A 12,136-nucleotide genomic window follows, 5' to 3' on the forward strand; every position below is an offset into this window, starting at 1 on the left:
CGGTTTTTTGTTTTCAGAGCCAACCTTTTCGTTTAAAAAACAGATAAGGCGTGAGGCCGGCTATCAACATCAGCCCAAGCGCCAGCGGATAACCAAACTGCAGGTTCAATTCCGGCATATGCGCGAAGTTCATGCCGTAGCTACTGGCCACCAGTGTGGGCGGCAGGAAAATTACCGATACCACCGAGAAGATTTTGATGATGCGGTTTTGTTCGATGTTGATAAAACCCATCGCCGATTGCAGCAGAAAGTTGACGCGCTGCGAGAAGGATTCATTGTGCGGCAGCAGCGATTCGACGTCGCGTAAGACGTCGCGCGCCTGTTCCAGCTGATCGGCCGGTAATCGCGCTTTACGCAGTAAAAAGCTGATGGCGCGTTGGGTATCCATCAGACACAACCGCACTTTCCAGCTCATATCTTCCAGTTCGGTCAGCCGCGACAGCGATTCCTGAAAGGCTTCATTTTGTTTGCCCTGTAAAATCACCTGGCTAATGGCTTCGAGCGCCAGCGAGATCTCTTCGATGCTATCCGCTAACTGCTCAATTTTGACTTCAAATAAATCCAATAACAGCTCAAACGCATTACTGCTTTGCAAATGCGCATTGCGTGCACGCATCCGGTACAGGCGAAACACCGGCAGTTCACGCTCACGCAGCGTAAAAAGCCGGCCATCGCGAATGGTAAATGCCACCGTGGTGGTCGCCGCGCGATCTTCCTGATAAAAAAACAACGAGTGGACATGCAGGCCATCTTCGTCCTCGAAAAAACGCGCGGAAGCCTCGATATCGTCCAGTTCGGCCCTGAGCGCTAACTGTTGGCCAAATTGATCACTGATGAAACTCCGTTCTGCTTCATCCGGCTCCTGTAAATCGAGCCAAATCGCCTGCTGCACTTGCTCGGCGCTTTGCAGCTCGAGCCGTTCCAGTTTTTGTTGTTGTACGGTGAAGATCCGCAGCATCAGGTGACTCCTGGTAAAAAGACGAGGTCCAGGGACAACACAGTGCGAGAAAATACTTTGCGGTGGCAATAGGCCGGTCAGACTGCAACTGACCTGGCGATACAAGGCAGGAAGAGGCGGCAGACCGAATTACAACAAAGCAGATCGACTGGGTATGTCCAAGGAAAAGCAGCCTCTGGCAAAAAGTTAAGTTGATCTTAAAGAACCTGTACGGGTCTGGTCAAGGTAAAGCTGGTCAGAACAGCTGGCTGCAGTCGCGAATAAAACAGAACCGCGGTGCGGCAATCCTTGCCAGCGCCCGCGGTTCTCCAACCGGTTCAATGTAACCCTTCAGGGCCTTATCAGAACTTCTGGCTGTAACTTAAGCCAACACTGACACCTTCTTCACGTTTTTGCAGAATTTCGCCTTGCTGCAGAATTTCTGTTTCTTCGTTCAGCAGGTTTTTCACCGAGAACTTCAGGTTACCTTCCGGCAGCACCGTGTAGCTGTATGTGAAATCCAGCGAGTGGAACGGTTGTTCATACGCGTCATCTTTGCCATCAATACCGGCGAAGGCGATGCGTTTGCCAAACACGTTGTAAGTCAAAGTGGCTGTGTGATCTTCGTTGTCGGAATCATAACCAAGCTGGAAGTTCACCACGTTTTTACTGTGACCGGTTAATGGCCGCACCAGATTGGTCAGATTCGACTCGCCTAATGCCTGCATTTCGATTTCTGATTTGCTCAGCGTCAGGTTGGTGTTGATAAAGAAGTTATCCACAAACTGGCCAAAGCTGCCTTCGAACATGTCGAGCTTTTGCAGCATTTCCGCTTCAATCCCGTAGACTTCACCGGCTAAGGCGTTGCGGAACGACATCAGCAGGTTACCGTCTGAGCCTTTCAGTTCAATGGCTTCAATCGGATTGATCATGTCCTTGTAGAACACACCGATGCTGTAGTTGCTGCCGGAATCTAAGTAAGATTCAAACCGCATGTCATAGCCTTTGATGTCGGTACTCTTCAGGTCAGCAAAGCCCATCACTTTAAAATCAGTGATTGGGTCGATAAACAGCACCGGCGTGACTTCACGCAAGTCAGGACGAACCACTGTTTCGCTGAAACCAAAACGAATTTGCGTCTCTTCAGTGCGCATCCAGGTAACCGAGAGGGCCGGGTACAGGTCATCTTCCTGAATTGGCATCTTGGTGATATCACCCTGCACCGCGCCGGTTGACGGGTTCAGCGGGATAGAAACCTGACGGAAATCTTCATAACGCACACCCAGATTGACGCGCCAGGTGTAGTCATAGGTAGCTTCCATCGCGACATAAGCGGCATCAATCATCTGTGCTGCTTTGTAGTCGTCTGCATCGCCGGTCACATCCGAGATCTGGAAGCGTTTCGCTGCATTTTGGATATTAGCGTCCGAAAACACCTGGCTATAGGCCAGACTCAGGTCGGCGTTGGAAAAACCACGGGTATCAAACTTGTAGCGCGCAGTCGAGGCGTCACGCTGACGTTCGAAGTAGCTGTAACCAGTGCTGAACGTCCATTCGGTTTTTTCGGTCGACAGTGGGTACTTGGCGTTCCAGCTGACGTTTTCGGTGTTGTCCTGCATATTGCCGAACTGATAAATCACCGCGTTGTCGCTGCGACGCATCGTTTTGCTTTGCAGTTTGCCGGCATCGTCCAGCGAGCGCACGTACAAATACTCGACTTCGCCCGGCGCATTCCGCTCAGCTTTAGCGTCGGTGTATTGCCAGTCGATATTCAGGTCACCTGCCCAGTCCAGCGTATGTTTACCGCGGATCTGGTTGCTGAGCATTGAGCGCTCTTCATACAGGATGTTGTAAAATTCGTTTTCGCGATTCGCTTCGTTGATAGTCTCAATCGAGTCACCAATTTTGCGTTTGATCCGATCTTTAGTGTCCTGCAAATAGATGCTGGAGGTTTCAAAGCGGTGATTATTGTCCCACTCAAAACCGAAGTTCAGCATGCCAGACAGTTTGACCTGGTGCTCAGTGCGCAGAATATTGTCGTAGCGGTTCAGCGGGGTTAAATCAGTGCCGGTGGTGATCGAATAATAACGCTCCTGATCTTTGCTGTTTTCGCTGGACTGGTCGTAGCTGACACCGGCCATCACGCCAAACACGTGGTCGGCGATATCAAAACGGTTGCCCCACGACATACTGGCATCATAAGCCGGACTTAAGCTTTTTTCGCGTACATCGAGATCGCGATTCATTTCCAGACCGAGATTGCGGTTGATCAGTTCAGCTTTGGCCAGATTGTCGGCATTAACACCACCAAGGCCCTGAGCAATCTTCACCAGATCCAGCGAACCATATTGGGCTACAGCAGCACGGAACGGATCGGACAGACCGCGGGTGCCATCGTCCTGACCACGCCAGTCATCGCCGCCACCGGTATAATCAAGGCCTTTGTCACTGCTCAGGCTGTTGTATTCGGTGCCTACCGAGAAACTGAACACCTGTTCCAACGGGATACTGCTGGTGCGGATATTGATATTACCGCCACCAAATGCGGCTGGTAATTCCGGGGAATAAGACTTCTGCACCACCATACTTTCGATAATGCCGGCCGGAAACATATCCATTGGCACGACGTTACGCGTCGGATCCGGACTTGGTACCTGTGCGCCGTTTAACAGCGTGGATGAGTAACGCTCACCAAGGCCGCGTACATAAATAAATTTGTCTTTGACCAGCGTCAGACCAGTCACCCGGCGTAAAGCGGCGGCTGCGTTGCCGTCACCGGCGCGGGAGATTTGGTCCATACCCAGCAATTCAGCAACAAAAGGTTGCTGACGGCGTTCTTCTGCAGTAGCGGCGGCTGAGCTTAACAGCCGGCCGGAAACGTTGATCCGTTCGACGGCCTGTGTTTCGCTGGCTGGCGCCGGGCTTGTTACTGCCGGCGCTGCTGCTTCCTGTGCGACAGCCGCGGTCAACGGCAGGGCAGTGGTGGCACTTAAGGCCAGCAGAACTGCGCGGGTGACGCGGTTGCGGTTTAAATGAAATGGGCCAAATGGGTGCAAGCTGCTCATTTTTTCTGAATCCTGTCGGCTGCGAATGCCAGCCTGAGTTTTTATCTGCCCGGTCATTGCCGGGTTCTTCACAAAAATATTTCTCAGCACAAAGCCGGCCTTTGATAACTCAAAAGCCGGCTTTTTATCATGCTTAGTTGCCTAAACCAGTGGTCCAGCCTTTGGTCCAGTCATTGGCAGCATCCATGGCGCCGACAAAGGTGGTCTTGGTGAAGAAGCTATCTACAGCAGCCATATCTTTGGCAGCTGTCGTGTCGATGGTGTACATACCGTTCAGCACTGCAGCCTGATCCGCGGCAGTTTTGTTGCCTTGCTGGCCTTCAAACCACTGCTTCACAGTCATGGTTGGCGATACGGTACCTTTAAACGGTTCCGGGCAACCCAGTACTGAGTGCGTGATGACCAGTTTGGCGCTGGCTGCTAAGGCCTGAGATTGCGTTGATTCAATTTCCAGACATTCGCCCATGGCGCCAGTGTCTGTTTTTGGACCTGCAATCAGGATGTTGTGCAGCTTGGCAGAAGTACCGGCGCGCAGCAGGATGCCTTCTGAATCCATATCGGCAGACTTAAAGGTGTTACCGATGATGGTCATGTTGGCAACTGTTGGCTCAGACAGTGGCGTGGCAGAGAAATTTGTTGACTGGTTGTCTGCTTCGATACCACGGTTGGTGACCGTGTTCGCTGCATCGTGTTTGACCAGCAGGAATTGGGCTTTGCCGTTCCAGCCGTCAGTCCAGTCCAGTGAATCGTCTTCGTTACCGGTTAACACCACATATTTCACGTTGACAGTACCGCCGAACAGTTCCAGACCGTCATCGAGGTTTTTATGGATTTGGATGTGGTCAACCACAGTGCCTTTACCTACGCCAGCCAGAGTCAGACCGTTTAATTCGTTGTCCTTGATGACTTCATAACCAGCGTTACGGATTTGCACGTATTTGATCACACCAGAGTTATCATCCGCTTTGTAACCACCGTATGGGCCGGCGTTGCCTTCAGCTTCGATAGAACAAGTGGTTGCAGCCTGGTCACACTTGTTGCTTGGTGCATTACCCAGTACCACGATACCGCCCCATTGGCCGGCACGGGTGGCTGAGCCAATCACGTCTTGCAGTGAAGTGAACACGATTGGTGCAGTTGGTGAACCTTCAGCCATGATTTTGCTGCCGCGGGCCACAACCAGATAATCAGAGCCTGATTTACCGTAAATCCGCACGCCCGGGTCAATGCTCAGTGTTGCTGAAGTGGTGTTGTCACCACCGACAGTCACTTTGCCGTTTAACACGTAATCAGCACCGGCTTTTAATGCCACGTTGCTGGTCAGAGTGCCTTTAACTTCACAGTTCAGTTTGCCGGTCAGTGACGCGACTTCTGTAGTACCAGCCGGGCAGGCGGTCAGAGCAGCATTGCTGGCGTGTAAACCGTGCGTCCAGCCTTTGGTCCAGTCGGTCGCACCATCAAAAGCACCGATGTAGTTGGTATTGTCGAACCATGGGTCAACAAAGTTCTGCATGTTGTAGCCTTTGCCCAGTGCAGGTGAAGTTGCCGCTGGCATGTAACCACCTAATAACGGGTCAGCTACGCTGTTGCCTGGTTGTGCCGCAAACCATTTCGCCACGTCTAACAGCGTGTTGCCGGCAGCGTCTTTTGGTGATTTGAAGTTTTCCGGGCAGTTCACAATAGAGTTACGGAAGATGATTTTTCCGCTGTTAGCGTTCGCCACAGATTCCGGTGTTTCGATTTCAAAACACTCGCCCATGCCTTTTGGCCCGGTGATGATGGTGTTGTAAATCTCACCAGCGGTACCGGCGCGCAGCAGGATACCTTCAGAATCGGCGGCCGCTGATGTAAAGGCGTTACCGATAATAGTCATGTTCGAAATACGTGGTTTAGATACTGGCGCGGCGTCAAATTTAGAAGACTGGTTATCCGCTTCAATGGCGCGGTTCGCTTCCAGATTGTTCGGGTTGTGACGGATCAGTACGTGTTGCACTCGACCGGTCCAGCCATCTGCCCAGTCCAGTGAGTCGTCGCGGTTACCGGTCAGTACTAAGTGTTTAACATCAACGTTACCGCCGAAGAATTCAACACCATCGTCTGAGTTGTTGTGCACTTGCAGGTAATCGACCACAGTGCCAGAACCGACACCGGCGAAAGTCACACCGTTTAATTCGTTATCTTTAATAACTTCATAACCAGCGTATTTCACCTGCACAAATTTCAGGATACCGCTGCCGTCTGTTGGGCGGTCACCACCGTATGGGCCGGCGTTGCCTTCAGCTTCAATTTTACAAGTGGCCAGCGCTGCTGCATCACACTTGTTGGTTGGTGCTTTACCGAGCAGCACGATACCGCCCCATTGGCCGGCAGACGCATCATTGGCAGTACCAATCATGTCATTGACTGAGGTAAACACGATAGGCGCGTTGGCTGAGCCGACTGCACTGATTTTCGAACCGCGGGCGACGACTAAGAAATCGGCGCCTGATTTACCGAACACCGTTGTGCCTGGCTCAATCGTCAGTGTCGCACTGTTCGCGTTGTCGTTACCGACTTGTACTTTACCGCTTAAAGCCCAAACGATGCCTGAAGTGAAAGTCGCGTCGGCGGTCAGCGTGCCGGTGACTTCACAAATCGTCTTGCTGATGCCACCGACTGCAGCGCCTTCTTTGGCAAAGCTCGGGCATTTGCTGGTTGGCGTGGTAGGTGTGGTTGGTGTAGTAGGAGTGGTCGCGCCAGCGCCAGTGCTAATCACAATGTCACCGCCGCCACAACCAGCCAGGAACAAAGCAGTCGAAATTGCGCTTAACTTTAAAATCTTGCCGAATGCCATCTTAATCTCCGTCGATGCAGTGGGTCAGTAAAAAACTGCAGAGACGGTAAATCCCGGGCGTGACTGTTTTATGACAGAATGTTGGCAAGCAGATGACAGTAGACCAATCTCCAGCAATGGCGCATGTTGGCGTGAATGCTGTCAAAAAACCTTCACAAAATAGTCACGGAACTGTCTTCCCGGTTGGCAATATTTTGTCGCCGCGATTTGTGCTGTAGCAGCAAAGCAAGTCGCAAAAACGGCATACGGTTGTCATGTATGCAAACGAGTTGTGAAGAAGTCGACGCGGGAACTGCCGACTTTCATAATTTTGTCATAATTAGGCGGGATACTGATTGCAGTACCCAAAACCTCGGATGATGGTAACAGGCTATGTCGAGACGAATTCTGATAGTGGAAGATGAAGCACCAATTCGCGATATGTTGTGTTTTGTGCTGGAACAAAATGGATATCAGGCCAGCACAGCGGCAGATTTTGACAGCGCGATTAATCAGCTGGTAGAACCTTACCCGGATTTAGTGTTGCTGGACTGGATGCTGCCAGGTGGCAGTGGCATCCAAATCGCGAAAAAAATGAAACAACATGAACTGACCCGCAGCATCCCGATCATTATGATCACGGCGCGCGGTGAAGAAGAAGACAAAGTGCGCGGCCTTGAAGTAGGCGCGGATGACTATGTCACCAAGCCATTCTCGCCAAAAGAATTAATGGCTCGCATCAAAGCAGTGATCCGCCGCGTCGCACCGACTAGTCTGGATGAAGTGATTGAAGTGCAGGGCCTGAAACTGGACCCGGTGTCACACCGCGTGACAGCAGTAGACCAGCCACTGGATATGGGACCAACTGAATTCCGTTTGCTGCACTTTTTTATGACACATCCGGAGCGGGTGTACAGCCGCGAACAGTTACTGGACCACGTCTGGGGCACCAATGTTTATGTCGAAGATCGCACAGTCGATGTGCATATTCGTCGCCTGCGTAAAGCCATCTCCCATGGCGGTCATGATCGGTTAGTGCAAACCGTCCGTGGCTCTGGCTATCGTTTTTCGGTAAAATAACCTCAGACTGCCGCGCGACCTGTGATTAACACGGGTCGGCGCAACCAAGTAGGTGTTATGCGTTTATTACTGTCCAAACGGGTTATTCTCAGCCGGTTAGCCGGGCTTGCACTGCTGGCGGCTGCACTGGGCTGGTTGTTTGACCTGACCACTGAATTCCTGTTATTGCTTGCGGCCGGCATCATCGCCTGGCACTACAAACATCTGTTTTTGCTTGATAAATGGCTCTGGCGAGACCGGAAATTGTCACCACCGGCCGGTGATGGCAGCTGGCAGCAGGTGTTTGACGGGATTTACTACCGGCAACGTAAAGCGCGGAAGAAAAACAAAGATTTACGTGCGTTGGTCCGGCGCTTTCGCGACGGTGCCGAAGCCTTGCCGGACGCCATTGTGGTGCTGAGCCTGGACTGGACTATCGTCTGGTGTAACAAGCTGGCACAGCAGATGGCCGGCCTACGCTGGCCGATGGATGAACGCCAGCGCATTGATAACCTGATTCGCAATCCGGAATTTCAGCAATATCTGCAGCAGCAGAACTTCGAACAGGCAATCGAATTACCTTCACCGCTGACTGAAGATCTGACGCTGGAATATCGCGTACTGCAATATGGTGAAAAACAATATCTGCTGATTATCCGCGATATCACGCAGCTCAAACAACTTGAGCAAATCCGCAAAGACTTCGTCGCCAATGTGTCGCATGAACTGCGCACGCCGCTGACTGTACTGCAGGGCTACCTGGAGATGATGGAGCCTGAACACCTGCCACAGCAGGCGATCTGGCAAAAAGCCCATTCAGTGATGCTCGACCAGACCAAGCGGATGGACAATCTGGTACAGCAGCTGCTGACTTTGTCGCGGATTGAAGCTGCCGCCAAAGTGCATTATGACGAAAACGTCGATGTACCGGCGATGCTGACGTTACTGGAACAGGAAGCACATAGCCTGAACCGGGAAAAACAGCATCAAATCAGTTTTGATATCGACCTGAATTTACGCGTCAATGCCATCACCGAAGAGTTACGCAGTGCTTTTTCCAATCTGGTGACCAACGCGATCAAGTACACGCCGGACGGTGGCGACATCAAAGTCAGCTGGCGGCGTGAACACCACAAAGCTGTCTTTACGGTGACCGACAATGGCGAAGGCATAGCGCCGCAACACGTCAAACGTCTCACAGAACGGTTTTACCGCGTTGATCAGGCCCGGGCACGCACTACTGGCGGTACAGGCCTGGGTTTGGCCATCGTCAAACATGTGTTGTCGCGCCATCAGAGCAGGTTGATGATTTTCAGCGAGCCGAAACGCGGCAGCTCATTTTCGTTTGCGCTGCCGCCGGAGTTAGTGGTGGGTGAGTTAACTGCGAATCAGCCAAAGCTACCAAAGAAGCTGAAATAAGCTACTTGCTTCGCTGGTGTTTGAATGGAGTTCGGTAGATACGGCAAGCGGAAGCGTCGCCGTACGCTGGCCGGGACTACTTCAATACCGGCGCCTGTGCCAGAAAATCTACTGCTAAACCTGCCATTGCCCGCACACCATTTTCCATTGCTGGTTCATAGACGCGGAAAAATGGCGAGTGATTGGGGGCCGTCTTTTCAATTGGCTGGCCGGGTTCGGCGATGCCAAGGAATAAAAACACGCCCGGCACTTCCTGCTGGAAAAAGGAAAAATCTTCCGAAGCGGTGATCGGCTTAATCGGGCTGACACCGGCTTTGGCACCGGCCCAATTCAGTGACGGCATCGCCCATTCAGTGAGGCCGGCGTGATTCCAGGTCACAGCTGCAAAGCTTTGTGAATGGAAATGCGCCGTCGCGCCGCTGGCGGCTGCAATATGTTCACTGGTGTGCTGCATTTTTTGAATCAGCTGTTCGCGCATCACCGGGTCAAAGGTCCGGATCGTGCCACCGAGTTTCACTTCATCCGGAATAATATTCCAGCGCACGCCACCATGCACCTGACCAATCGACATCACCGCCGGTGCCTGGGTCACATCGAGCTGACGCGCCGGGATTTGATGCAGGGCGGTGATGAGCTGACCTGTGACCGCGACAGGGTCGATGCCACGCCACGGACTGGAGCCATGCACCTGTACGCCTTTGACGGTGATCTCAAAGCTGTCCGCCGCCGCCATAATGCCTTCAGGTTTCACCTGTAACTGCCCGGCAGGGCCGGGCCAGACGTGCACGCCAAAAATCGCATCGGGTTTACGTTTGGCAAAAATACCTTCTTTGAGCATCAGCTTTGCGCCGCCGTCTTCACCCGGTGGTGGGCCTTCTTCCGCTGGCTGGAAGATAAACATCACATCGCCGGATAGCTGCGCTTTCATCTTAGTAAGCACTGTCGCAGTGCCTAACAGCATCGCGACATGCGCATCGTGGCCGCAGGCGTGCATCACGCCGACTTGCTGACCATTAAATTCCGCCACCGCTTTGGATGCAAACGGCAGATCCACTTGTTCTTTCACCGGCAGTGCATCCATGTCAGCGCGCAGCGCCACCAGCTTGCCAGGCTTGCCACCTTTTAACAGTCCGACCACGCCGGTGTGGGCGATACCGGTCTGCACTTCCAGCCCCAGTTTTTTCAGCTCGGCAGCAACCATTGCACTGGTGCGTTTTTCCCGGTTGGATAGCTCCGGATGCTGGTGCAAATCACGGCGCCAGCTAATCACCTGCGGCATTACGGCGCTGATGGCCGGCGTCAGATCAGTTTTAATATCAGCGGCTTGTGCTGCTGGCAGACCAGCGCAACAAGCGGCGCAGGCGATGGCAAGAGAGGTGAGACGACCACGCATGGAACACTCCGACAGGGAATAACAGAAAAGGGACAATGGTTAACTTAACCAGTAAATCTGTGCTTGCCAACCATAGATAGTGGTCCGGACAGAAATAACAACAGCAGATTGGTTAACGCCATAGCTGGTTGATTGAAACAATAGTTGAGACTGATGATTTATTCGCCTAATGTGGAAAGAGCACTGAAACCGACAAAAAGGAGAATAAGAAATGCTGCGAACATCGCTACTGTGGTGCCTGCTTGTGCTGGGAAGCTTTTCGGCGCAAGCCAGTGATTTGACGTTACCGGATGCCTGGCAAGGTGAAACTCAGGATTCTGCTATCACCATTAATTATGACGATCTGGATTATGTATTAAATGCCGCGGTGCTGATGTCGGGTCCACCGAGCCGGAAAAAGTCCAAGTCATCGTCTTCGACGGTTAGTACCCGGCTGAAAAATAATTTTAATACTTTGACAACCAATGCCGGTAACCGGCTGTTTTTTGAAGAGTTTAAGAAAAATCCAGAAATGGCCGCCGTGATCAGTAAAATCCGCGTCAGCCTTGAGGCAGTGCCATCTGAGGTCCCGCTAAATCAGCTCAGCAAAAAAGAACAAATTGCATTCTGGTTAAACCTGTACAACGTCGTAGTGATTGATGAAATCAATAAAGTCTATCCGTTAAAGAGTCTGGAAGACTTTGTCACGGCCAAAGACGGTGTACTCAGTAAAAAGTTGATCAATACCGGTGGTATGCAGCTAAGTCTGAATGACATTCAGTACGGCGTGCTGAAACAGAAATATCCGGACGAAGTGCTGGTGATTTATGGTTTGTATCAGGGTTATATCGGCAGCCCCAGCATCCGCAAATATGCCTATACCGGCGCCAATCTGAACCGTTCGCTGCAGTTTAATGCCAATGATTTTATCAACACGAACCGCGGCACTTACCCGGATGGCAAGACTTTCCGCGTTGCTGGTTTTTATCAGCGTAATGCCAGCTATTTCCCGGACTTTGAGACTGATCTGCGTAATCACCTGCGTGAGTATCTGCGTGAAGATGAAATTCCGTTGCTGGATGAAGCGAAAACGCTGGTGGCAGATATCGACGATTGGACCGTTACCGACATCTACGGCACCAGCCGGAATTATGGCGGCGGGGCGGCGACCAACGACGCTGCTTTGCTGGGCGCGTTTTCGCAGGGCGGCACAATGGTCGGGTCGGAGGAGGTTACCAACCTGGAGCTGATGGCAAGTACAGTACAGGCGAAGTCTGTCACTTATGGCCGCTTCTCGGCTGACCAGGTGCAAAAATTAAAAGAACTGAAACTGAATCATGAAAATCGCGGTGGGGTAGTGACAGTGACCGATCTGACGGAAGCTGAAGCGAAAGCAGCAAAAGAAAAGACCGAAAGCGGACAACAACACGATAAATCCGGCCAGTAAACCGGCAACTTCAGCGCTGCGGCGG

7 protein-coding genes are annotated in these 12,136 nt (G+C 52.1%); 3 read left to right on the top strand and 4 right to left on the bottom strand.

Going from position 1 to position 12,136, the window contains the following annotated elements; translation table 11 throughout:
• Positions 1-13: 13 nt before the first annotated feature.
• The 3 genes from corA to ATY27_RS09470 all read right to left on the bottom strand — a co-directional run bounded on the left by corA (position 14) and on the right by ATY27_RS09470 (position 6,835).
• Positions 14-958, bottom strand: a complete 945-nt coding sequence (gene corA / locus ATY27_RS09460) for a magnesium/cobalt transporter CorA (RefSeq protein WP_208933275.1) — start codon at positions 956-958, stop codon at positions 14-16.
• A gap of 341 nt (positions 959-1,299) precedes the next feature.
• Positions 1,300-4,002 carry a TonB-dependent receptor gene (locus tag ATY27_RS09465; protein ID WP_208933276.1) on the bottom strand — a complete coding sequence of 901 codons (2,703 nt, stop codon included), beginning with the start codon at positions 4,000-4,002 and terminating at the stop codon, positions 1,300-1,302.
• Positions 4,003-4,135: 133 nt separating this feature from the next.
• Complete coding sequence (locus ATY27_RS09470; protein WP_208933277.1) at positions 4,136-6,835, bottom strand: hypothetical protein; 2,700 nt, start codon at positions 6,833-6,835, stop codon at positions 4,136-4,138.
• Positions 6,836-7,207: 372 nt separating this feature from the next.
• Here ATY27_RS09470 and phoB point away from each other — a divergent pair, with 372 nt between their 5' ends.
• Positions 7,208-7,894, top strand: coding sequence for a phosphate regulon transcriptional regulator PhoB (phoB, locus tag ATY27_RS09475; protein WP_031568707.1), 687 nt, complete (start codon positions 7,208-7,210; stop codon positions 7,892-7,894).
• Positions 7,895-7,951: 57 nt separating this feature from the next.
• Complete coding sequence (gene phoR / locus ATY27_RS09480) at positions 7,952-9,292, top strand: phosphate regulon sensor histidine kinase PhoR (protein ID WP_208933278.1); 1,341 nt, start codon at positions 7,952-7,954, stop codon at positions 9,290-9,292.
• A 76-nt stretch (positions 9,293-9,368) separates the two neighbouring features.
• Here the strand turns inward: phoR and ATY27_RS09485 are convergent, their stop codons facing one another.
• Positions 9,369-10,685: an amidohydrolase gene (locus tag ATY27_RS09485; protein WP_208933279.1), complete on the bottom strand. Its 1,317-nt coding sequence runs from the start codon at positions 10,683-10,685 to the stop codon at positions 9,369-9,371.
• A gap of 211 nt (positions 10,686-10,896) precedes the next feature.
• Here ATY27_RS09485 and ATY27_RS09490 point away from each other — a divergent pair, with 211 nt between their 5' ends.
• Positions 10,897-12,111, top strand: a complete 1,215-nt coding sequence (locus ATY27_RS09490; protein WP_208933280.1) for a DUF547 domain-containing protein — start codon at positions 10,897-10,899, stop codon at positions 12,109-12,111.
• Positions 12,112-12,136: the final 25 nt, after the last annotated feature.

This window comes from Rheinheimera sp. F8, from assembly GCF_001518915.1.

Coding starts and splice junctions, on each gene's coding strand:
- corA (WP_208933275.1), bottom strand. CDS start 958: ATGCTGCGGATCTTCACCGTACAACAACAAAAACTGGAACGGCTCGAG.
- ATY27_RS09465 (WP_208933276.1), bottom strand. CDS start 4,002: ATGAGCAGCTTGCACCCATTTGGCCCATTTCATTTAAACCGCAACCGC.
- ATY27_RS09470 (WP_208933277.1), bottom strand. CDS start 6,835: ATGGCATTCGGCAAGATTTTAAAGTTAAGCGCAATTTCGACTGCTTTG.
- phoB (WP_031568707.1), top strand. CDS start 7,208: ATGTCGAGACGAATTCTGATAGTGGAAGATGAAGCACCAATTCGCGAT.
- phoR (WP_208933278.1), top strand. CDS start 7,952: ATGCGTTTATTACTGTCCAAACGGGTTATTCTCAGCCGGTTAGCCGGG.
- ATY27_RS09485 (WP_208933279.1), bottom strand. CDS start 10,685: ATGCGTGGTCGTCTCACCTCTCTTGCCATCGCCTGCGCCGCTTGTTGC.
- ATY27_RS09490 (WP_208933280.1), top strand. CDS start 10,897: ATGCTGCGAACATCGCTACTGTGGTGCCTGCTTGTGCTGGGAAGCTTT.